Source organism: Bradyrhizobium sp. LB13.1, assembly GCF_054056815.1.
Window position 1 is genome coordinate 7,482,322 of sequence record NZ_JBSRYQ010000001.1, and the last position, 21,291, is coordinate 7,503,612.

Sequence of the window (21,291 nt, forward strand, 5' to 3'; positions counted from 1 at the left end):
GCGCGTGATCATTCCTCGCGATACCAGTCGAACAAATTATCGGTCTCGTTGGCCCAGCCGGAAATGACCGGGCGCAGATTGGTGGCGGCCGCCTCGACCTTCAGGCGGTGCTGCACCGGGATGAACACGGTGTCCTGGTACATGAGGTCATTGGCCTTGATGTAGAGCGCCGCGCGCTTGACCGGATCCATCTCGCCGTCGGCGGCCTGGATGGTCGCGTCGTAGTCCTTGTTGACCCAGCGCGGGAAGTTGGTGCCCTGCCACTTGTTCTCCTTGGTGGCGACAAGGTTCGAAAGGTAGCGACGCATGTGTTGCGACGGATCGGGCTGGCTCAGCGGGATCTGGAACATCTCCATGTCGGCGTAGAACTTGGAATAGGTATCGGGATTGCCGACGTCGGAGGAGAAGAACACGGAGGCGACGACCGATTTCAGCTCGACTTCGATGCCCGCCTTCTGGCAGGCCTGCTTGACGATCGCCTGGGTCTTCTGGCGCGGGCCGTTGATCGAGGTCTGGTAGACGAGCTTCAGCTTCTTGCCGTCCTTCTCGCGGATGCCGTCGGCGCCCGGCTTCCAGCCGGCATCGTCGAGGATCTTCGAGGCCTTCTCCACGCTGAACTCCCATGAGGTGTTCTTGGAGACGAATTTTTCCGGCCCGTTGAGGAAGTTGGCGGAGGTGCGGCCGGCGCGGCCGTAGATCGCCTTCTTGACCGACTCGCGATCGATCAGCATCGAGAGCGCCTTGCGCACCGCCGGATCGGAAAACAGCGGGTGCTTGGTCTTCATCGAAGAGCGTTCGCCATCGACCTCGGTGTTGGGATCGGTGAAGTTCAGTGCGATGAATTCAGTGTCGCCGCCGACTGCGTAGACGGTCTTTCCCTTGCCGCCCTTCTCCAGGCGCAGCAGCACGTCATCCTCGACCTGAATGTTCCAGCCGAAATCATACTCGCCGGTCTGGATCACCGCGCGCGCGGCAGAGACGGCATCGCCGCCGCCCTTCATCTCGATCGAATCGAAATAGGGGCGGTTCGCCATGTGATAATCGGGATTGATCACGCCGCGGACAACATCGCCCGGCTTGAACTCGACGAACTTGTAGGGGCCGGTGCCGACCGGCGAGAGGTTGCTCGGCGCCTCCCGCGATTTGGACCCCATATAGTCCTTGAACAGATGTTTCGGGATGAGGGTATTGGGAGCCCCGACAAAGGCGTCGGCCCAGAACGGCGTCGGCTTGTTGAAGACGATGCGGACCGTGAGGTCGTCCACCTTCTCGACCGTGATGTCGCGGAGCGTCCCGATCGTCAGCGCGGAGGTCGCCGGATCCTTGCCATATTCCCAGTTGAACACGACGTCGTCGGCTGTGAACGGCGTGCCGTCATGCCATTTGACGCCGGGTTTGAGCTTCCAGGTCACCGACTTGCCGTCGGCGGCGAGGCCGCCGTTCTGGATCGAGGGAATTTCGGCGGCCAGAACCAGCTTCATGTTGCCGTCGGGATCCCAACAGGCGAGGGGCTCGTAGAACAGGCGCGCGCCGTCCTGGTCCTTGGTGCCGGTGGCAAAATGCGGATTGAGCAGGGTCGGCCCCTGCCACCACAGCAGCTTGAGCGCACCACCGCCGCCGCGCTTGGTCGGCTTGTAGGTCGAGACGCCCTCAGCCATCGCGACACCGCCAAGCGCGAGAATCTGGTTGGCCAGAGGCGCGGTGAGACCCACGGCAGCCAGGCGCTGAATGAAGCCGCGGCGATCCATCCGCCCGTCCTTCACGTCACCGATCATCGAACGTAGTTCTTTATCCAGCATGGTTGTCCCCCGTCTGGTTCCCGTATGGATGCAGGCGGTCGCGCGAGGCGACCACCGGGCTTGGCTGGCGGTAGATGGCACCCCGAATGGGGTGCGCGTCAACTGCGAGCGTGTGTATGCAAACGGTCTTCTGACTATCTGTTGGGCAAAACCATATTCGGCAGCCCATCCGTTCGGCAATCCAGCATCAAAACAGGCTGGATTCCGCGCTGCACTGCAGAAAATTTGTTCGCCGGATCAGACGAAGTATCGAGGCGAAATTCTACGCCACGGACATGTCGAGCGGCGGCGCGACGTGGTCCGGCAGCGGACAGACGTAAGGCGTCTTGGCCGTCCGCTTCTCGAGGTCCGCCTTGGCGGCCTTGATCAGCTCCGGCTCTGTCAACGCCTTGATGCCGATGCCGGCCATCGCCTTGGCGGCCTGCACCATGGCCTTGTGCGCATGCGCGCTCTTGCCCTGCGCAACCACCTGCCAGGTATGGAAAGGCGTGCCGATTGCAACCGTGGGTGAATGGACCTGCACGGTCGGCACCACCCAGCTCACATCACCCACATCGGTCGAAGCCGACCTGCGGGTTACGCTTGGCATCGAGCGGCACCAGGAAGTCGGCCAGCGGCCGATCGGTCGGCTCCATGCCGATCGCATAATAGACCGCGGCGATGTCCTTGTCGCTCAGCGTCGCGCGGATTTGGGTCGCGAAGGTCTTGTCGGCGTCGTCGAAATGCGGCGGGCCGAGCTCTTCCATGACCCGGTGCAGCGCCTGCTCCAAGGGAGCATTGGGCAGGATGTTGGAGACCGCGGAAATGACCTTCATCTCCATCTTGGTCTCTGTCATCAGGGCTGCGCCCTGCGCGATCTTGTTCACGCGCCCGACCAGCTCGTTCATGCCGGACAGGTCGCGGGCGCGGATCGAATAGCGCACACGCGCGTGGGCCTGCACCACGTTCGGCGCGATCCCGCCGGTATCGAGCACCGCGTAGTGGACGCGAGCATCGCTCGGCATGTGCTCGCGCATATAGTTCACGCCGACATTCATCAGCTCCACCGCGTCGAGCGCGGACGCGGCCGAGATGCGGCGAGGCTGCCGCATGCGAGGTACGGCCGGTGAAGATGAAATCGGCGCGCGTGTTAGCGAGGGACGGCGTCACCGCCACCTCCCATAAGCTGCTCGGGTGCCAGGTGATGGCGACATCAGCGTCCTCGAACGCGCCGGAGCGGACCATGAATGCTTTTGCTGCGCCGCCTTCTTCCGCCGGGCAGCCGTAATAACGCACGCGGCCCGGCAACTTGTTCTCGGCGAGCCAGTCCTTCACCGCGGTCGCGGCCAGCAGCGCCGCCGAGCCGAGCAGATTATGACCGCAGCCATGGCCATGGCCACCGGTCTCAATTGGCCGATGTTCCGCGACGCCCGCCTCCTGGCTCAGGCCCGGCAGCGCGTCATATTCCCCCATGAAGGCAATGACCGGTCCGCCCTCACCCCACTCGCCCAACACCGCGGTCGGAATGTCCGCGACGTTCTCGGTGATGCGAAAGCCCTGATGACGCAACTCGGCGAGATGCTCTGCGGCTGACCGCGCCTCGGTGTAGCACACCTCGGGCATGCCCCAGACTTTGTCGCTGAGGTCGATGAAACGCGCCTTGATCGTGTCGATGCCACGCCAGATGTCGCTGCGGTTGTCCATGCTTCGGTCCGTGATCCCTGCGTCAAACGAAGCGGCAATGGTTAGCAGCTTCATTGTACCGCGCCTAGCACCTCGCCGAACAGCAGCCATGCGGCCAATGCCGGAGGCCGCCCTGCCGACCGAGCATGAACCGTTCCATTGCCGTTCAAAGATTTCACACGGCGTTCTCCGGAATTGTTGGGGAACGAGGCTTTCAAGACCGCCCCCTCCAGCCTAAATTATGCGTGCTTCGCGCGCCGTTCCGCTAGCCACGGCGGAGCAATACTCTCAGCCAGGAGAACTCGATGCCCGCCCTGACCGAATGGAGAGTACCGCTGGCCAATCAGCCGCGTGCGAGCGATTATGGTTTCGATCTCGACCGCGCGCTCGCGTCCGTGGTCGGCCTGCATGCCATCATCCCGCCGGACGCCTTCAGCGCCGAGACACTGGGCACCGAACGCGCCGGCAACGGCGTCGTGATCGACGACGGGCTGGTGCTCACCATCGGTTATCTGATCACCGAAGCAGAGTCCGTGTGGCTGCATGTCGGAGACGGGCGCGTGGTGGAGGGACATGTGCTCGGCTTCGATGCTGTCACTGGCTTTGGCCTGGTGCAGGCGCTCGGCCAGCTCGACGTCGAACCCTTGCCGCTGGGTATCTCGGCCGAGACCCGGCTCGGCGACCGCGTCGTGGTCGGCGGCGCCGGCGGACGCACGCGTTCGGTTGCGAGCCAGATCGTGGCCAAGCAGGAGTTCGCCGGCTATTGGGAATATCTGCTGGACGAGGCCATCTTCACCCTTCCCGCACACCCGAACTGGGGCGGCACGGCGCTTCTCAACGAGCGCGGCGAGCTGATCGGCATCGGCTCGCTCCAGCTCGAACGCGAGCGCGACGGCAAAGCCGAGCACGTCAACATGATCGTACCGATCGACCTGTTGAAACCGATCCTGGATGATTTGCGCAAGTTCGGCCGCGTCAACAAGCCGGCACGGCCATGGCTCGGACTCTATTCGACAGAGATCGACAACCGCGTGGTGGTGATCGGGATCTCCGCCAACGGCCCGGCCGCCCGTGCCGAGCTCAAGACCGGCGACGTCATCCTCGCCGTGGACGGCGAGAAGGTCACAAGCCAGACCGGCTTCTACAACAAGCTGTGGGGGCTCGGCGCAGCCGGCGTCGACGTGCCGCTGACTGTCCATCATGAAGGCGTCACCTTCGACGTCACGGTGACCTCGACCGATCGCTTCAAGCTCTTGAAGGCGCCGAAGCTGCACTGACAAACCGAACTCAAGCAAGGAAGCGACGATGACCGAGGCCGTCGTTGACGACATCGTGGCCGTGTTGCCGCCGCTGCTCAACGCGCTGGAAGCACTCGGCTTCTTCCAGCGACATTTGCACCCCGCCGGCCTTTGCCACCGTGATGAATGCGATCGGCGCGCCGGATGAGGCGCTGCAATCAGCCCGCGCGGCGATCAACGCCTGGCCGGAACAGTTCACAGGACTGCGCGAGCGGCTCGATCGTGCCTGCGACGAGACGCTCGCCGCCTTTGCCGGAATACGCGAGGTCGAGCGCGGCAATGGCGATTTCGTCGCGGTCTTCCGCGCGCTACGCCATGTGCCGCGCGCGCAGGAGGCACTTTATCCGCTGACGGCGCAGTTTCCGCCGGTGAGCGGCTTCTTCCTCAACGCCGCCAATCGCGAGAATGCGGACCTGTTGTCGCGGCTGGAAGCCGGCGCGGGCGAGCACACCGGCATCATCCACGACCACAACGAGCCCGGCAGCCGCGGCGGCTTTTCGGTCTACGTGCCCGAATATTACACGCCCGACCGCGCCATGCCGCTGGTGATGGCGCTGCACGGCGGCAGCGGCAACGGCCGCGGCTTTCTATGGAGCTGGCTGCGCGACGCCCGCAGTCTTGGTGCGATCCTGGTGGCGCCGACCGCGACGGGCCCGACCTGGGCGCTGATGGGTGACGATTCCGACACGCCCAACCTCATGCGCATTCTCGAAACCGTGCGCAACCGCTGGACCATCGACGCCTCGCGCATGCTGCTCACCGGCATGAGCGACGGCGGCACCTTCTGCTACGTCACCGGGCTAGAGGCCGCCTCGCCCTTCACACATCTCGCGCCGGTGTCGGCGACCTTTCATCCGCTGATGGCGGAGATGGCCGACGCCAAGCGCCTGCAGCGTCTGCCGATCTTCATCACCCACGGCAAGCTCGACTGGATGTTTCCGGTGCAGACCGCGCGGCAGACCCAGGCAACGCTCTCCGCCGCCGGTGCCGTCATCACCTATCGCGAGATCGACGACCTCAGCCACACCTATCCGCGCGAGATGAACGCGGAAGTGGTGCAGTGGCTGAACGCATGGCCGACGCCATCATAGCAAGCCCTGCCGCAGAGACACATCGGGCAACACGCCGACACGATCCCGAGCCTCACGCAGGATTCGGCGATCGGCAGCACCCAAGCTGCGAAGATCTCCATCCTCGAAGAAGCCTAACGCGCGCAGCACTTGCGCTGGCTCACCGCCAAACATTCCCCTGAATGCTGCGAGCCCGCGTGGCAGCGACACTCCGGCAGAAACCATTTCAGCAATGTCCCGATAGTCCTTGGCCTCAGCACGATCGAGCGTGGCCTTGAGCTTGGTCGCCAGCAAGTCTTCCAACGACGCCACGAGTATCATGCCGTCGGCCGTCTGCATCGGGTCGTTGACGCGACCAAATCCGATATGTCCGAAAAAGGAAATTTTCACCGAGCCCGAGGGCATATCGGCCAAGATGACCATCGTATTGGGCGCATCCTGAAGGATGGCAGCGCCGTTGAGGAAGCCGAACTGCGCGCGGACGTCCCCCTTGTCCAGTGGAGCGGAGCAAAAGAAGTCGAAATCGAGCGACTCTCGATGTCCGAGTTGGAGCGCCACGGCGGTACCGCCATAGAGGACGAGTCGCAGACGCAGCGCCGGAGCAAGTAAGGGCCAAACTTCGCGCTGAGCGGCAGGCAGGATCGATAATTTTGGCTCAAAACGTCGCGGCATCGAACGCCCTTCGTGGCGCATGCTCCGGCAGCGCTGCACCTGTCGCAAAGGACAGGCGCCCGCGCCAGAATTCCCAGGAACGATCGCTGAACCAACCGGGCTCGGCGTGCAGCATGACATCGACGAGATGCGCGCTCCCCAGCGCTGCCTCCAACTGGAGAATGTCGTCGTACGTTCCGAGGTTCATGATTTGCGAAACGATGCGCCGCTCGGCAAATGGCTCCCCGTCGACCGGTCGCCACCAGAGATATTTGCGGCCGAGCTCGCGGATCAGGCTTTGTGCAGTGTCGCTTGTCATTGGTAGGAGTATAGCGTTTCCAGCCACCTTAATCCACGACCATACGGCCGATCCGGTCCGAACTTGCCTCCCGGTTGCCGACGGAACCGTCCTTGGCGATCCACGTTATCGCCCGTCACCGGAGGTTCGCCATGCAGACTTTTCTCGGAATGATCTTGGGCGCGCTGCTGCTCGGCTGCGGCGTATACGCCTATGACTCCATGCAGACGTCGTCGGTCGCCAATGGCGAGGTCGCGACCACCAATCGCACCATCGTAAACTGGGATGTCGCCAAGGCCGACTGGGACGCGTTGCGCGATCGCGCGCACAAGGACTGGGTCCGCATCTCCTCGAAGTAACAACGCCGTATCATGAACAAGGCGCCGTCGCGGGTCCGCGGCGGCGCCTTTGTGTTGCGCGGTGAATATCACGCGCGTCAGTTCATCTTGGCCTTGCGGGCGTCGGCGATGATCTGCTCGAAGTCGTTGATGCTGAGCACGCCCGGCACGCGGTACTTGCCGACGATAAAGGATGGCGTGCCGCGGAAGCCGAAGGCCTCAGCCTGTTCGTTATTGCGCTTGAGCACGGCATCGATGTCCTTGCCATGGTCGGTGAGGTCGCGCTTCAGGCGGTTCATGTCGACGCCGGCGGCCGCGAGCAGCTCGTCGATGCGCGGCTCGGTCAGGCGCGAGCTGACACCCATCATGGCGTCGTGGGCCGGATGGTATTTGTCCTGGTATTTTGCCGCGAGAGCGATCCGGGCGGCCGTGACCGAAACGGGCCCGAGAATCGGCCAGTCCTTCATCACCAGCCTGACCTTGCCGTCGTCCTGGACGACCTGACGTAGCTCCGGCTCGAGCTTGCGGCAATAGGGGCAATTGTAGTCCGACCATTCGATAATGCTGATATTGCCGTCGGGATTACCGGCGACGGGAACGTCGGGGTCGCGCAGCACCTTGGATTCGGTCAGCACCTCGTCATTGTCGGTGGCCGCCAACGCCGAGGCGATCGCGCCCGTCGCGAGCGCGCCGGCTCCGATCAGCGTCAATGCCGCGCGCCGCGTCGGCACAAGGCTCTTATTCCTGAATCCGGCCATATCTCGCCCCGTTTCGGTCCCATCGCCGCAAATACGGCTCGGGACCGGGAATTGTTACGCGTCATATAGAGCGTTGCGGGCGCGATGTCATCGCCACGCTATGCGGGGATCGCGGCCGGCGCTTGCGAAGCGGCAACGCGCGGCACCATCGCCATCAACGTTCCGGTCATTGTGGCGATCATCGTGACCCTGCCCTCGTGCTCGGCAAACGCCTCGGCCTCGCAAAAGGTCAGCGTGCGGCCGGGCTTGACCACCTCTGCTTTGAAGACGAAACGCTCGCCCCGGGCCGGTGCGAGCAGCGTCGTCTTAAACTCGACGGTGAGGATGTCCGCCTCGCGCGGCATCAGGGTGAAGGCGGCGACGCCGCAGGCATTATCGAGCCCAGCTGTAATAATGCCGGCGTGGATAAAACCGTTCTGCTGCGTGAGGGCCGGCGAGTGCAGCATGGCCAGCTCAACCTCGCCCGGCGCCAGGCGGACGATCACGATGCCGAGCGTGTGCATCGCCGGCTGGCCGTCGAACATGGCGACGGCAGCCGCGCGATAACCCGGGTTCTTCGGCTCGTATGCGGCCATGGCTCAGGCCTCCGCCGGCTCGGCGAGATGCCTCATGGCGATCTCGCGGATGGCATCCGTGAACGGCCCCGATTTGCGCTGGCTACGGTCCATGTGCACGACCGTGATCTCGCAGAATGCGGCGATCTCGTCGGTCTCGGCATTGGCCATGTCGTGCCGGAAGCGGATCGATTTGTCCCGGATCTCGAGCAGATGACTGCGGATCCCGACAATGTCGCCGGCGAGCCGCTCGCGCTTGTAGGTGACGTTCTGCTGCACGGCGGCCATGCCGCGGCCGGAGCCGCGCAGATAGCTCGGCGTCAGCCCGAGACGGGCGAACAGATTCCAGTTGGCCTCATCGAATTTGCCGACATACCACATGATGTTCATGTGGCCGACGTGATCGCACTGCCACGGATAGACCGTGCCGCGATAGGTCGCCTCCTGCTCCATCGCAATTTCTCCCTGCCCTTTTCCGGCCTTTGATTGCTGATACGGTAGCGTATCAGCCTCCTCCCGCGCTAGCAATACGGCACCGTATCAAGCACCGGTGAGGCTTCCTTCATGAGCGACGGCAAGGGCGATGTCTGGGTCGAGGCGGGGTTCACCGAGCTCGCCCGATCGGGGGTCGAGGGGGTGCGGGTCGAGGTGCTCGCCAAGAACCTGGGCGTTACCAAGGGCGGCTTCTACCGCCGCTTCGCCGACCGTGCCGCGCTGCTCGGTGTCATGCTGGAACGCTGGCGCGAGGGGCGCTCGACGGCGATCGCGCAGCAGACGAGTCTCGGTGGCCAAGAGCCCCGCGAGCGGCTGAAGGCGGTGATCCAGCTCTATTCCGAGCGGCTCAATCCGGACGGGATGGCCATCGAGCTCGCGATCCGGCAATGGGCCCGCTCGGACGAGGGCGCAGCGGCAGCGGTGGCGAGCGTGGACGCGGCGCGGCTGAAGCACGTCTCCGAACTCTATCGCGCGACCGGCCTCGAGGCCGAGGCGGCCGAAGCGCAGGCCTTCCTGTTCTACTGCTTCATCTTCGGCCAGAGCCTGCTGTTCGTCGAGCGCGGCCCGCGCAAGCGATCGCAGCTCGTGGCGAAATCGGCCGAGAAGCTACTGGATTAAAGCAAGAGGCCGGAGCTTGGCTCCGGCCTCTGCATCGTCTTGAAGCTTCAGGCGGCGCCCTTCAGCTTCTTGTTGCATTCGCTGTAATAGCCGCCGCCCTTCTCGATCCACTTCATGCCGCCATTGCCGTTGGTGGCCTTGTTGGCGTTGTACTGGTCGACGCAGGTGTGGAGGCGCGCCTTGCCCGCGGTCTCCTTGGCGTATTTCGGATCGACTGCGTTCGGATAGATCGCAGGGCCGGCCGGCAGGGTCGGGGCGGCAGCGGGGGCTGCCTCCTTCTTCGCCTGCTTCGGCTCGGCGGGAGCCCCGGGCGCGGCAGGAGCAGCCGCGGTCGGAGCGGCGGCAGGCGCTGCGTCGGCACCGCACTGAGCCTTGCGGAAGTCATTCCACTTCGTGGTGCCGAGCGACCCGTCCTTCTTGGCGGCCTGATATTTCGCGCTGCACTCCTGGGAAGTCAGCGCCTGCGCCGGCGCACTCGCCACCAGCGCGGCAAAGCCCGACAGCGCAACTGCACACAGCATTTTTGATTGAATGGTCATCCGTGGTCCTCCTCCTTGATCTTCCCCCGAGGGAAGTGAAACGAGGATTGCTATCCTAACGTGCCGCCGGCTTGCGACAAGGAAGCGATGGCTCCTGCCGCCAAAATATAGTGGTCCCTCCCGTTCAGATCGTTCATGTTGCGTTCAGCAATGCGAGCCGACGTTCCCAACCCTTCGCAATTCTCGCAAAGAAGAGTGCAACACCATGACCTTCACCTCTCGCCTCGCCGTCGTCGCCCTCGCCTCCCTGTTCGCCACCGGCACCGCCTTCGCGCAGACTGGCCGCGCCGGCGGCCAAGACCGACACCAAGACCACTGCCGCCCCCGCCGACAAAAAGGCGCCGAAGGAGCACTCGGCCGAGTCACTCGAATGCTCCAAGCAGGCGGATGCCAAGGCATTGAAGGGCAAGGAGCGCAAGAAATTCCGCCGCGAATGCATGAAGGAAGCCAAGGCCGGCACGACCGCCGCCCCCGCTGACAAGAAGTAAACCCATCACGGTCTTTGCCGGCTCTCGGCGAGAGGCGCGCGCATTGCGGCATGACGTGGCCGCAATTGTGCGCCTCTTGCTGATTTGCGATAAGGCGGTGTGAAGCAAATCACCGCCTCTCTGCCGTTCGAATTGCCAAGCCGTGCCAAGATCTTGAGCACAGTGGAAACGCTCGTCATCGGCACCGCGGGAGGCCTCGCGTTTCTGCTCGCGGGCCTTCCCGGCGGATTGATCTCGGGCTCGATGATCGCGGTCGGGATCGCTGCGATCGCCGGACGCCAATTGTCGCTGCCGCCGATCCTGACTCAGACCGTGCTGGTGCTGCTCGGCATTTCGTTAGGGTCAGTCGTCTCGCGCCATCTGCTTCAACAGGTCGGTGCCTATCCGCTCACCATCGGCCTGCTTGCGCTCGCGACCTTCTGTTCGACCTTCGGCTCGAGCTATTATCTTCAGTGCGTCCACGGCTGGGACCGCACCTCGGCCTTCCTCGCCGGCAGCCCCGGCGCGCTGTCGCAGATCACGATTTTGGCGGTCGAGCGCGGCGCCGATTTGCCGGGCATCGCGGTGGTGCAGACCATGCGCGTCATCATCCTCACCGCGGCGCTGCCGATGGTGCTGGCGTTCGCCGGCGTCGCGCCCTCCGTCGCGCCTTCCTTGACGACGACGATCGCCTCGCCGCTCGACCTCGTCGAGTTGGTCGCGGCCTCGCTGGCCGCGGCGCTCCTGCTGCGGCTGATCAGGTTTCCGGCGAGCTGGATGTTCGGCGCGATGATCGGCTCAAGCGTGCTGCATGGCGCCGGCTGGGTCGAGGGCGGTCTGCCGGACTGGGTACGCGGCGTGGCGCTGGTCGGCATCGGCGCCCTGATCGGCAGCCGCTTCGCGCGGATGCGGATCAAGACGCTCGCCGGCCACATCAATGCGGCACTGGGTTCGTTTACTGTCGCCATCGCCGTCTCCGCGATCTTCGTCGGCATCGTGGCGCTCACCACACAGGTAAAATTCTCCGACGTGGTGGTCGCCTACGCACCGGGCGCGATGGACGCCATGCTGGCGCTGGCCCTGACGCTGCACATCGACCCGATCTTTGTCGGCGCACATCACCTCTCGCGTTTCGTCTTCGTGACGATCGCGACGCCGGGCATCGTGCACCTGTTCGGCCGCACGCAGGACGATGTGGATGATTAGCTAGCGCTTCGCCGTCCGCACAAATCCCCACGCGGCGATCGCCGCCATCAACAACGAGATCAGCAAATTGTAGCCGGCGAGCGAGAGGCCGAGGAAGCGCCACTGCACCTCATCGCAGCGGACCACCTTCACGGTGTCGAGCCGCGACAGCAGATCGGTGGCGCTGCCGAGATTGACGACCGGACCGGAGCAGTCGGTCGGTCCTTTCCAGAAGCCCCATTCGACGCCGGAATGATAGGCGCCGAGCCAGGCATTGGCGAGGCTCGCCAGCGCAAGGATCGCAAGGCCCGCAAGCAACAGCGGTCTCGGCGCACCGCCCCGCACCGCGAGTGCGATGAGCAGGCCCAGCGGGATCGCAAGGTAATAGGCGTAGCGCTGCTCCAGGCAGAGCGGACAGGGCACGATCCCGAGCACCAGCTGGAAGAACCAGGCGCCCGCGATGGTCGCGGCTGCAATCAGCGTGATCGCGAGCGAAGCGGCCAGCGCCGGGTTCGTGGCCGCCGGTTTGAACGCAGATATTGCGGCACTCTGGGTCGTCACGGCAGCCTCTTTCGGATGGACGCTGACTTTAAGCCTCTAACCCCGCCCCATGCGGCTGTCGAGAACGGCGGGATCACTTTGGCGCGGGTTGACCCCGTCCGGTCCATGGCTATAGTCCGCCGGCTTCGCGACGCCCTGTTTGGGGCTGACCGAGGGCCCCTGTGGCGGAACTGGTAGACGCGCTCGACTCAAAATCGAGTTCCGCAAGGAGTGCTGGTTCGATTCCGGCCAGGGGCACCAGCCTTCGCGGCTACGGCTTGGCAAGCCAGGCTAAATCCTATCCATGCGAAGCAGCGAAGGCTGTCCCGCCGAAGCCTTGGCGGAGGCGGACTGGGTCAACGAGTCCAGTCACTCCCCCTCCACTAGCCATCGTCACATCCCCACTGTATAAGCCGGTAGCTTCTTCACTTGACCGAAGAGGCTCACATGAACGACCTGCACGCGTGGCTTTCGCAACAGCACCACGGCCTGCGAACCTTCCGTATCTTTCAGCAAAAGCTCGAAACGCTCGGCCGGGACGATCCTTCCCAGCGCGGGCTGTGCCGCATGTTGAGCGGCCTTGTCGACAATTATGTCGAGGCCTTTGACGAGGCCCCGCTGCCGGTCGAAATCGCCGATGGCGCGTATCACCGCCTGCTCACACTGGTTGAGGGCATCGACCTTCAGGGCGATGCCGACCGCCGGCTCGCCGACATCAACCGCGTGGCGGAGACTCGGATCTGGCAGTAAGGCGGAAATGCCGCTCCCCGCAGGCGTTCGACTTCGTCCGGCCAGTGCCTATATCGTGTGGCAACGCGTACTGATGCAGCGAGCAGCTTCAATGGCCAGGAGACGCACGACGGAAGCGGACGCCGACGACCTCCCCCGCTTCTTCGTCTGGGTCCGGGGCCTCGAAGGCCCCGAGCCGCAAAAATGGATGGCGATGGATTTCGGCGTCCGCGACTGGAAGCGGCCGCTGGTGCTGGCGTATCTGGAGCTGCCGGAGGGCGAGCGACACTTGCCGTTGTCGGCGCTGGCCCGGCGATATCCGGCGCCGCGGGGAGAGGCTTCGTAGAGATGCCTTTCGGGATACGCTCAGGAGAGATTTCGAGGGTGTCCTCCCGTAAGTCAACCCATCTGTGGCCTACCTCACTTCCCCCGTGCCGCCGTCGGCGTCAGGCCGAACCTCCGGCGGAAGCAGCGGTTGAAATAAGACAGGTCGTTGAAGCCACAGGCGAAGGCGATGTCGCTGATGCGGTCTTCGCGATGGGCGAGAAGATCGGCGGCGTTGCGCAGGCGCAGCTCGTTGAGGCGCGTGGTGAAGCTGGCGCCGGCCTCGAACAGCAGCTCGTTGACGTAGCGTTCGGAGAGGCCGGCAGCGGCGGCGAGTCTTTGCGCGGAAAAGTCCGGCTCGTGGAAGCGCGCCTCGAGGATCGACAACACGGCTTTCAGCCGCACGGCGCGCAGGCCCCCGCGTCGCGCGGCGACGGCGACATCGCTGCGGGCGCCGAGACCGATCGCGGCGAGATCGAGCAGATGGGCGGCGATCGCCATGTCGGCTTCGTCGACGGCTGCGGGATAGCGAAGCAGCAGATCGCTGTAGTCCATCGCCAGCGTCAGCGCGCCGCCGGGTTCGAGTTCACAGCCGACGAGATCGTCCACGTTGGCGACCATCGCGCGCAGCGTGTCGACCGGCAGATGCACGTTGGTGAAGCGCTTGTGGCTCGCGCCGTCGGCGGCGAAGAACGGCTCGTCCAGCTTGAGCAGCACCATCGATCCCGGCCGCATGGTGAATTCGCGGCCGCGATGGACCACCCGCGAAGGACGATCGCCGGTGTTGCGGGCGAGGCAAAAGCGGTCGTCGCCGGTCTCAAGCACCTGGCGCTTTTCGCGCCGGACCGTGACGAAGCTGCCGTCGCAGCGTCCGAGCATGGTGGTGCCGATATGAATCGAGTTCATCGTGGCGCGAAACGGCACGTCGGACGCCGGATCGAGCTCGCCGGTGTTGGAGAAATGCTCGAACAACTCGGCGAAGCGGATGAAGCGCTGCCGGTCGGACAGGTCCCGCGGCAACATGTCGGTCGAAAGCGTCTTCCGGATGACGGACATCGAAAGACCTTCCAAAAGGACGTTTGGGAAAAGCTCATGCACGGAAGCGTGCCGAAGCCTGGCAGGTCTAAAATGAACGCCTGCCAAACACCGGTAAGCGCAGGCTATCAGCACGCCAACGTGAAGCAAGCTGCGCCGGTCAGTCCAAGCCGCGCCGCCGTCGGCGCCGGACAGTCCAAGACGGCTCGCACAAGCGGGCCCTATTCAGGCGGCGGGTACGACTTCCCGGCACATAAGGGACCGCATCCGGGCAAACGGGCGGCCCCAGCCTGACGCCCGCTGGAGGAGACGACGACATGCGAATCTCTCTACCCCGCAGCCTCGTGCTCGGCGGCGCCATCGCGACCAGCCTCTGCATCGGTTACGCGCTGGGCGCGCAGCCGCACATGGACGAAGCCATCGCGATCCTGCAATCGGCGCGCGTCGAGCTCGGCAAGGCCGAGCCGAACAAGGGCGGCCATCGCGAGAAGGCGATCGGGGCTGATCGACCAGGCCATCGCCGAAGTGCGTGCCGGCAGTGCGTTCGCCGCCGGCCATTGAAGCAGCGTCATTCGGGAGGACAAGACATGATGCGAACAATGTTTGCCGCAGCTCTCGCGCTCGGCGCGATCACAGGCTCTGCTCAGGCCATGCCGCTCGCCCCGCTCGGTGCGAGCGCGAATGGCGACGTCATCGCAGTCGCCGGCGGCTGCGGCGCCGGCTGGCACCGCGGTCCCAATGGCGGCTGCCTCAGGAACTATGCCAACCCGGCCGCGCATGCTTGCCCGCGCGGCTACCATATCGGCCCCGGCGGCGCGTGCCGTGGCAATGGCCGGTAAAGGCTGAACACTCCGCCTCTCCCCGTTCGCCGGGGCCCCTGCCGCGACGGCGCGTTCCTGCTTGCTACCTCAGCGGGATCGTGTGCAGAATGCACCTGCATTTTCACGACGCAATTATTGCATCCGTTAATTGACTCCGGGGAGTGCTGCCCGGCTCGGGCCTGAAGCGCGTCCCCGTCGAATTGCCGGAGGGGCTCATGCCACACCATGATGGTGCGCCGAACGCCGATTCTGCCGGACCGGAACACGCGCATATCGAGATGCATGTCGGCGGAACCACCACCGCCATCCCGCCGAAGCGCAAGCTGGTGCTGTTCGCCGACGGCACCGGCAATGCGTTCACCACCCAGGAATCCAGCGTCTGGCGTCTCTACGAAGCGCTCGACCACACCCAGCCGGACCAGATTGCCTACTACATCAAGGGCGTCGGCACAGCCGGCTGGGCGCCGCTCGCCGCGCTCGACGGCGCCACGGGCATCGGCGTGCCCGGCAACGTCCGCAAGCTGTACCGCTTCCTGTGCTGGAATTGGCGAGAGGGCGACGAGATCTACATCTTCGGCTTCAGCCGCGGCGCCTTCACCGCGCGCACCCTGGCATCGCTGATCGCGAGCCAGGGCCTGGTGCCGGCGGAAATCGGCGGCACGCCGGTGTCGCATGAGGAGATGGAGCGCAACGCCATGGCCGCGTGGCGGGAATACCGTCGCGATACCGTGCCGTTGAAGAAGAGCCTGCCGACGATCTGGATCGCGCGCTTCATCCGCGATGTCCTGCTCTATCTCTATCATGCGATCTGCCGGCACCGCTCCTACGCCGATGTCCGCTCGGCGATGAACGGCCGCAAAGAGATCGACATCGAATTTCTCGGGCTGTTCGACACGGTCGAGGCTTTCGGCGTCCCGATCGAGGAGCTACGGGTCGCGATCGACTGGGCGATCTGGCCGATCTCGTTCCGCAATCACCGGCCTTCGCGCAAGGTGAAGCACATCTCGCATGCGCTGGCGCTGGACGACGAGCGAACCACCTTCCATCCGCTGCGGATCGACCAGAGCCATTTGGCGCCCGACCAGACGGTCGAGGAGGTGTGGTTCACCGGCGTGCATTCCGACATCGGCGGCGGCTATCCGGAATCCACGCTATCCTTCGTGCCGCTGGTCTGGATGGCCGATCAGCTCGACGGACGGCTCCGCTTCCAGGACGGCGAGATCGAACACTTTAGGAAATACCAATCGGCGACCGGACCGAAGCACGATTCGCGCAGCGGCGCTGCCGTGCTCTACCGCTACGGGCCGCGCCCGATCCTCGCTGGTCAGGTCAATGGCGGGCTGCCGGTGGTGCACTTCGCCGTCATCGAACGCATGCTGTTCGGCTGCGACGACTACGCGCCGATCATGCTGCCGGCGGACGCGCTGGTGCTGACGCCCGATAGCAGCAAGCTGAACCTCGTCGAGGACGGCACGCGCGAGGCCATGAAACAGGCCTATCTGGCGAAGGCCCAAGACCCGCGGCGCGAGACGGAGGCCGAAGCCTTCACCCGCATGAACACGCCCAGTGCCGAAATGGCCAGGCTCACCCGCGACACCGTGTGGTGGCGGCGCGTCGCCTATTTCTCGCTGCTGTTCATGGTCGGTGTAATCGCGGTCTGGCCGTGGATCGCCCGCAGCCTGATCGGGGTGTCGAAGGACAATGGTCTGCAAGGCACAATGTTGCTGCACGCCATCGCCACCATCGATTGGCTCGTTGGCGCCGTGCTGGGGCCGCTGGCCAATCTTGTCAGGAATGTCCTGCCATCCTATGCGGCGCCGTGGCTCGACATCACGCTGTACTATCCGTTCGCGACCTCGATCGTCCTCGTCATCACCTACCTGATCTGGCGCAGGAACACGGTGCTCCGCGACACCATCCAGGAACGCGCGCGGCTGGCCTGGAGCAGGCCACACCGCATGGCAAGCCAGCGGCATCTCGACGAGCCCGGCTTGCTGCTCCGCTTCGCCCGATGGATGCGGCTGAATGCGGGACCGGCGCGCCTTCTCTTCACCAAGCTCGTGCTGCCCGGCATCTTTCTGTTCATCATCTTCTACTCGGCCCTGCTCATTGGGGCGACCAGCGTCTTCACCGCCCGCACCGCGACCGGAAATATCTGCACGACTCCGGGGTCAGAGGCCGGCACGCCGGTGCTCGACGAACCGATCCATGCGCGCGGCCGCTTCGCGACGAAGGAGTTTTGCTGGTGGAGCGGCCTTTCGGTCGAGAAAGGCCGCTCATACCGCGTCTGGGTCGAGATCGAGGATCCCTGGTTCGACCGGACCATCTTGAGCGGCACAAATGGCTTCAAGACCTATTTCACGGCTCACTACCTCGCCCTGCCGACGCTCCGTCAGTTCGGCGCCGCCTGGTTCCAGCCCGTCGTGCGCGTCGGTACGAAGGGAATGAGCGACGTTCCGCTGAAGGCCGTCTACGTCATGCCGGCCGACGAATTGCCGCGCCGGATGAATCCGACCATTCCGGTCGAGGACGATGCGGATCAGACCAAAGGCAGGTATCCGACCCAGCTCGACAAGACGAAAGGGTTCGCGGCACTTCCCGACGACGATCCGTTCAAGCTCTCAGTGCGCAAGCTCGGGCCCTTCGAGCCGGTGCCGAATGATCCGACCGCGCGCGCGATCTGGGACGAACAGAAGCTGTCGGGACGGCTGGTCGCGGAATTCGTCGCGCCCGATGCCGGCGATCTGTTCTTCTACGTCAACGACGCCGTCCAGATTTATCCGACGCTGCTCCCGGCCGCATTGCGCCCGGCGAAGCTCGACGTTGTCCTGGGGCCCTATGAGCAGTTCTACAAGAACAATGCCGGCACCGCGCGCATTGTCGTGCAGCGACTGCCGAGTCCGCCCATGCCGCAGGATAAACCGGCCGCGACGAAGCCGTAGACACCGCGTCGCGGATGCCAAGTGGTCGCCGTGCGCCCCCATGATTATGGGTGTCGCGGTGTCCGCGCCGCGGCTAGGCTTGGGCTCTCGCCGCGGGGGACACGCGGTGCAGGACGATGATCATGACCGAACAGGGCGAGACGGGTGAAGCCATCACCATCCTCCTCGTCGAGGACGACGCGCCGACTTGCTGGCAGCTCCAGCACTCGGCTCCTGGCGCGAGCGCGCGACCGCGCAATTGCGCTCGCACGAGATCGCGCTCGACTGGCAGGTGGGACGCCGCGCGCTGCGGGGCGACACTCAATCTCAGTCCGGATTCCTCAGGCACGCGCGTGCGGCTGCAATTGCCGCAGATTTTTCCCGACAGCGATGCTGCCAACGGCTGAAATGCCCCCCTCCGAACGTGTGGGACGCGCGGAGAGAGGGACGGGCCGGATAATTTGCCTGCGGAGGACGGGGGGTTCGTCCGCAAGGCTCCTTCGCCCGAACTCTTTCGTCGTTCTCAGCGCACGCCGACGCGATTGACCGGACCACCGCGATTCATCGGCGTGCCCGCGCGCACGCCGACACCGGGCGCACCGACACCCGGCGTCGCCACCACGACCGCGGCGGCCGGCGCAACCACCACCGCTGCTGTCGGCCGCACCACGCAGCCGTTGGGTATGCCGACCGTCTTGCAATAGACCACGGCTTGCGCCGGGCTCGTGCCCAGCGACACCATCGCCGCACCTGTCAGCGCGCCAAAATCGTCAGCCCGGCGCTCAGCGCTCCCGCTCTTTCCGACATCTTGCTCTCCTGCTTCCCGTTCGGCGTCCCGATGCAATCACCGGGTCTCGCAGCCAACGTGCAGCCTGAATGGCAAAAGACAGCGCGCGGATACATGCCATGAAAATGGGGGTACGGCGTGCGGGCGGGCGGGCCGATGCCATGAACATGGCATGGACCAGCGCGCGGCCTTCGCGAGATGGTCCGGCTCGCTTGATCCCAGGCGAGACCAACGACATTCTCAAAGAGGTGTTTTATGAAATTTTCGATTCTTACCGCGCTGCTGCTCGCCACCACCGCCCTGCCCGCCGCTGCGCAATCCGGTCCGACCCCGCAGGAGCAGATGGCCTGCCGCAGCGATGCCGGCAAATTCTGCGCCGAACACATCGGCAAGCCGCCGCAGATGAATGCCTGCCTGCGCGAGAACAAGTCGAAGCTTTCGGATGGCTGCCGCAAGGTCGTGGATTCCCACGGCGGGTGAGCACTTGCGTCCACCGCACAAATCTCGCCGGCGCTATTGGGTCAGGCCGTAGACGTCGATGCGCCCGTCATAGGTCGGGCGATAGATGCGGCCTTTCCAGACGATCGGACGATTGAACTTGGGATGCGTGAAGGCGTGCTCGGGTCCCCAGTTCTCGCTGTCCCAGATCACCTGGAGCCGCCTGGAGCCGTCGGGATTGGTGGCGAAATTCTGCGCGTCGTAGATCAGGAAGCGGCCCGGACTGAGCAACATGTTGCTGTCCTGATAGGGCACCATCGCCACGATGATGCCATCAGCGCCGTTGTTGGCGGCAAGCGTGATGCTCCAGCCGGGCATGCCGCCCGGCGGACGCGGCGATTGCGGCGAGGCGATCTCATTGCCACCGGCGAGATAGGCCGTGGTCCCGTCGGCTGCGATCGACCACGCCCGCAAGGCGCTGTTCTCGCCGCCGACAAAATGCATCGTGCCGTGGACGGCGGACTGAAACAACAACGGCGTGCCATGCAGGTGCCGCGTCGCGCCGCCCGGAAACAGGTTCAGCTCCATCGGTGACGCCGGCGCCGGCGGCACGCCAGGATCGAAATACGTGTACAGGATCGGCGGCATATGAAGCTTGTCGTAGTTCGCCGCAAAATGGCCGGCCGCAAGATCGCCCGGTTGCGTGTCGCCAAGCGCATTGGCATTGCCGGTGTAGAGGACTCCATCCTTGCCCGCTGCCAGCACGGCATGGGCGGAAGCGACATAGACCGGACCGCCGGAACCGAAATCCTGGTCGCTCCACATCGACTCGTTCATCGCCTCCATGTGATGCGCCACGATCGGCGCGATCTGCGCATCGGTTGCACTGCGACCTGACGTGACCGCGGCATGCGGCATCTCGCGCGCATGAAGAGGCTTGAGCGGCATTCCCATGCGCCTGGCATGCGCAATCACGGAAGGCAGGGATACGTTGGACGGCAACGCCGCCTCGTCATCGTCGTCCGCGGCCGCTGCGACCGCGGCGGCGCCGACCCGGTTAGCGTCGGTCCATGGCGCCCACCACGACGTGACCTCGAAATGCGCGTGGTGTCCCGTGCGCAAGGCGAGCCGCACGATGCTCTCGCCGAAATCACCATGTTGCGGCGAGAACGCCCCGTTGCCGGTGATGACATAGATCGAACCGTCGGGAGCAACGGCAGGTCCCGCCCCGCTCTGCCACAATCCGCCGCCGGCGCCGGTGACGGTGGAGCACCATGTGGCAGCGAGCCGCCAGGCATGGACGTCCACCGCAATCAACCAACCACGCGCCGTCTTCGACGTCTCCGCGATCGTGCCGAAGGGAATCAACACGTGGTTCTGCGTCAGCGTCAAGGCGCTGCGCTGCTTGCGTTGCGCCGAGACGAATTTCTGCACCGGCAAGCCGCTCGGCGGCGTGTAGACCGCGCCCTCGAGATTCAAGAGCCCGTGCACCTTCGAGCCGTCGCGAATCCGCAGCGCTGCGAGAAAGTGCTGCCCCTTGGCGACGCTGCCGTCGTTGCTGATCCAAACGCAGGCATAGAGAATACCTGCGCCTTCATCGATCACGGGCGTCGAGAGAATGCCCCAACGGACGTTGGTCATGTGGCCGTCGATCGCCCTCGTTCCGACGATCGGACGTCCGAGATTCGTCGCCCAGATCTGGTGGCCGGTCACAGCGTCGAATGCATAGACCCAGTTGCCCATGCTGGCCTGGAAGATCAAATCGCGGGTCTTGCCATCGGCCATGCGCACGCCGCCGACCGCCAGCGGCTGCGCCTCGAGCCTTGGATCGTCGGGAATCCGAAGGCTGAAGAGTTTGACGATGCCCTTCGTGCGGACGGCGGTCGCCGTCAGCACCGTTTCCGAATTGTTCGCACCGGTACGGGCGTGATCGTAGCTGCGGGTCGTGACGGAAGTGGGCATGG

Annotated in this window: 19 protein-coding genes, 1 tRNA gene and 5 pseudogenes; 13 read left to right on the forward strand and 12 right to left on the reverse strand. The window is 64.7% G+C overall.

Annotated elements, in window-relative coordinates:
* Positions 1 to 8: 8 nt before the first annotated feature.
* Both ACVWYI_RS36280 and ACVWYI_RS36285 read right to left on the reverse strand, forming a co-directional pair.
* Positions 9 to 1,799 carry a peptide ABC transporter substrate-binding protein gene (locus tag ACVWYI_RS36280; RefSeq protein WP_456664399.1) on the reverse strand — a complete coding sequence of 597 codons (1,791 nt, stop codon included), beginning with the start codon at positions 1,797 to 1,799 and terminating at the stop codon, positions 9 to 11.
* 262 nt (positions 1,800 to 2,061) lie between these two features.
* Positions 2,062 to 3,482 (reverse strand): annotated as a pseudogene (locus ACVWYI_RS36285) (M20 family metallopeptidase).
* Between the two features lie 284 nt (positions 3,483 to 3,766).
* Here ACVWYI_RS36285 and ACVWYI_RS36290 point away from each other — a divergent pair.
* Both ACVWYI_RS36290 and ACVWYI_RS36295 read left to right on the forward strand, forming a co-directional pair.
* Positions 3,767 to 4,738, forward strand: a complete 972-nt coding sequence (locus ACVWYI_RS36290) for a S1C family serine protease (RefSeq protein WP_247339869.1) — start codon at positions 3,767 to 3,769, stop codon at positions 4,736 to 4,738.
* Positions 4,739 to 4,766: 28 nt separating this feature from the next.
* Positions 4,767 to 5,850 (forward strand): annotated as a pseudogene (locus ACVWYI_RS36295) (phospholipase).
* Here the strand turns inward: ACVWYI_RS36295 and ACVWYI_RS36300 are convergent.
* Together ACVWYI_RS36300 and ACVWYI_RS36305 are read right to left on the reverse strand one after the other, a co-directional pair.
* The gene (locus ACVWYI_RS36300; protein WP_247339867.1) at positions 5,845 to 6,501 is read right to left on the reverse strand and encodes a nucleotidyl transferase AbiEii/AbiGii toxin family protein; all 657 of its coding nucleotides are present in this window, start codon (positions 6,499 to 6,501) and stop codon (positions 5,845 to 5,847) included. The pseudogene ACVWYI_RS36295 and the gene ACVWYI_RS36300 sit on opposite strands and share 6 nt — an antisense overlap.
* Positions 6,485 to 6,799 carry a hypothetical protein gene (locus tag ACVWYI_RS36305; RefSeq protein WP_247339866.1) on the reverse strand — a complete coding sequence of 105 codons (315 nt, stop codon included), beginning with the start codon at positions 6,797 to 6,799 and terminating at the stop codon, positions 6,485 to 6,487. Before ACVWYI_RS36305 ends, ACVWYI_RS36300 begins: the two co-directional genes overlap by 17 nt.
* A gap of 131 nt (positions 6,800 to 6,930) precedes the next feature.
* Here ACVWYI_RS36305 and ACVWYI_RS36310 point away from each other — a divergent pair, with 131 nt between their 5' ends.
* On the forward strand, positions 6,931 to 7,137 hold the full coding sequence (locus ACVWYI_RS36310; RefSeq protein WP_247339865.1) for a hypothetical protein: 207 nt from the start codon (positions 6,931 to 6,933) through the stop codon (positions 7,135 to 7,137).
* Positions 7,138 to 7,214: 77 nt separating this feature from the next.
* Here ACVWYI_RS36310 and ACVWYI_RS36315 read toward each other — a convergent pair whose 3' ends face one another.
* The 3 genes from ACVWYI_RS36315 to ACVWYI_RS36325 all read right to left on the reverse strand — a co-directional run bounded on the left by ACVWYI_RS36315 (position 7,215) and on the right by ACVWYI_RS36325 (position 8,881).
* Complete coding sequence (locus tag ACVWYI_RS36315) at positions 7,215 to 7,874, reverse strand: DsbA family protein (RefSeq protein ID WP_456664400.1); 660 nt, start codon at positions 7,872 to 7,874, stop codon at positions 7,215 to 7,217.
* A gap of 98 nt (positions 7,875 to 7,972) precedes the next feature.
* Complete coding sequence (locus ACVWYI_RS36320) at positions 7,973 to 8,449, reverse strand: PaaI family thioesterase (protein ID WP_247339861.1); 477 nt, start codon at positions 8,447 to 8,449, stop codon at positions 7,973 to 7,975.
* A gap of 3 nt (positions 8,450 to 8,452) precedes the next feature.
* The gene (locus ACVWYI_RS36325; RefSeq protein WP_247339858.1) at positions 8,453 to 8,881 is read right to left on the reverse strand and encodes an acyl-CoA thioesterase; all 429 of its coding nucleotides are present in this window, start codon (positions 8,879 to 8,881) and stop codon (positions 8,453 to 8,455) included.
* Between the two features lie 111 nt (positions 8,882 to 8,992).
* Here ACVWYI_RS36325 and ACVWYI_RS36330 point away from each other — a divergent pair, with 111 nt between their 5' ends.
* Positions 8,993 to 9,541: a TetR/AcrR family transcriptional regulator gene (locus ACVWYI_RS36330; RefSeq protein ID WP_456664401.1), complete on the forward strand. Its 549-nt coding sequence runs from the start codon at positions 8,993 to 8,995 to the stop codon at positions 9,539 to 9,541.
* A gap of 47 nt (positions 9,542 to 9,588) precedes the next feature.
* On the opposite strand, the gene ACVWYI_RS36335 is transcribed toward ACVWYI_RS36330, so the two are convergent.
* Positions 9,589 to 10,080: a hypothetical protein gene (locus ACVWYI_RS36335; RefSeq protein WP_247339854.1), complete on the reverse strand. Its 492-nt coding sequence runs from the start codon at positions 10,078 to 10,080 to the stop codon at positions 9,589 to 9,591.
* Between the two features lie 205 nt (positions 10,081 to 10,285).
* Between ACVWYI_RS36335 and ACVWYI_RS36340 the strand changes: the two are divergent.
* Together ACVWYI_RS36340 and ACVWYI_RS36345 are read left to right on the forward strand one after the other, a co-directional pair.
* Positions 10,286 to 10,568: pseudogene (locus ACVWYI_RS36340) on the forward strand (PsiF family protein).
* A 99-nt stretch (positions 10,569 to 10,667) separates the two neighbouring features.
* Positions 10,668 to 11,753, forward strand: coding sequence for an AbrB family transcriptional regulator (locus ACVWYI_RS36345; RefSeq protein ID WP_247339851.1), 1,086 nt, complete (start codon positions 10,668 to 10,670; stop codon positions 11,751 to 11,753).
* On the opposite strand, the gene ACVWYI_RS36350 is transcribed toward ACVWYI_RS36345, so the two are convergent.
* Complete coding sequence (locus ACVWYI_RS36350) at positions 11,754 to 12,293, reverse strand: disulfide bond formation protein B (RefSeq protein ID WP_247339850.1); 540 nt, start codon at positions 12,291 to 12,293, stop codon at positions 11,754 to 11,756.
* Between the two features lie 155 nt (positions 12,294 to 12,448).
* On the opposite strand from ACVWYI_RS36350, the gene ACVWYI_RS36355 reads away from it, so the two are divergent.
* The 3 genes from ACVWYI_RS36355 (at position 12,449) to ACVWYI_RS36365 (ending at position 13,347) form a co-directional block, all read left to right on the forward strand.
* Positions 12,449 to 12,533 (forward strand) — tRNA-Leu (locus tag ACVWYI_RS36355).
* A 186-nt stretch (positions 12,534 to 12,719) separates the two neighbouring features.
* Positions 12,720 to 13,022, forward strand: coding sequence for a hypothetical protein (locus ACVWYI_RS36360; RefSeq protein WP_247339849.1), 303 nt, complete (start codon positions 12,720 to 12,722; stop codon positions 13,020 to 13,022).
* A 91-nt stretch (positions 13,023 to 13,113) separates the two neighbouring features.
* A complete protein-coding gene (locus ACVWYI_RS36365) occupies positions 13,114 to 13,347 on the forward strand; it encodes a hypothetical protein (RefSeq protein WP_247339847.1) in 234 nt (77 codons plus the stop codon).
* Positions 13,348 to 13,421: 74 nt separating this feature from the next.
* Here ACVWYI_RS36365 and ACVWYI_RS36370 read toward each other — a convergent pair whose 3' ends face one another.
* A complete protein-coding gene (locus ACVWYI_RS36370; protein WP_247339845.1) occupies positions 13,422 to 14,381 on the reverse strand; it encodes a helix-turn-helix transcriptional regulator in 960 nt (319 codons plus the stop codon).
* 566 nt (positions 14,382 to 14,947) lie between these two features.
* On the opposite strand from ACVWYI_RS36370, the gene ACVWYI_RS36375 reads away from it, so the two are divergent.
* From ACVWYI_RS36375 to ACVWYI_RS36385, 3 genes and pseudogenes are all read left to right on the forward strand, one after another.
* Positions 14,948 to 15,199 carry a GCG_CRPN prefix-to-repeats domain-containing protein gene (locus tag ACVWYI_RS36375; protein WP_456664617.1) on the forward strand — a complete coding sequence of 84 codons (252 nt, stop codon included), beginning with the start codon at positions 14,948 to 14,950 and terminating at the stop codon, positions 15,197 to 15,199.
* A 197-nt stretch (positions 15,200 to 15,396) separates the two neighbouring features.
* Complete coding sequence (locus tag ACVWYI_RS36380) at positions 15,397 to 18,123, forward strand: DUF2235 domain-containing protein (RefSeq protein WP_247339841.1); 2,727 nt, start codon at positions 15,397 to 15,399, stop codon at positions 18,121 to 18,123.
* A 122-nt stretch (positions 18,124 to 18,245) separates the two neighbouring features.
* Positions 18,246 to 18,327 (forward strand): annotated as a pseudogene (locus tag ACVWYI_RS36385) (DNA-binding response regulator); the annotation flags it as partial.
* Positions 18,328 to 18,625: 298 nt separating this feature from the next.
* Here ACVWYI_RS36385 and ACVWYI_RS36390 read toward each other — a convergent pair.
* A pseudogene (locus ACVWYI_RS36390) lies at positions 18,626 to 18,909 on the reverse strand (hypothetical protein).
* Between the two features lie 235 nt (positions 18,910 to 19,144).
* Here ACVWYI_RS36390 and ACVWYI_RS36395 point away from each other — a divergent pair.
* On the forward strand, positions 19,145 to 19,369 hold the full coding sequence (locus tag ACVWYI_RS36395; RefSeq protein ID WP_247339837.1) for a cysteine rich repeat-containing protein: 225 nt from the start codon (positions 19,145 to 19,147) through the stop codon (positions 19,367 to 19,369).
* Between the two features lie 33 nt (positions 19,370 to 19,402).
* On the opposite strand, the gene ACVWYI_RS36400 is transcribed toward ACVWYI_RS36395, so the two are convergent.
* A complete protein-coding gene (locus tag ACVWYI_RS36400) occupies positions 19,403 to 21,289 on the reverse strand; it encodes a hypothetical protein (RefSeq protein WP_456664402.1) in 1,887 nt (628 codons plus the stop codon).
* Between the last annotated feature and the right edge of the window lie 2 nt (positions 21,290 to 21,291).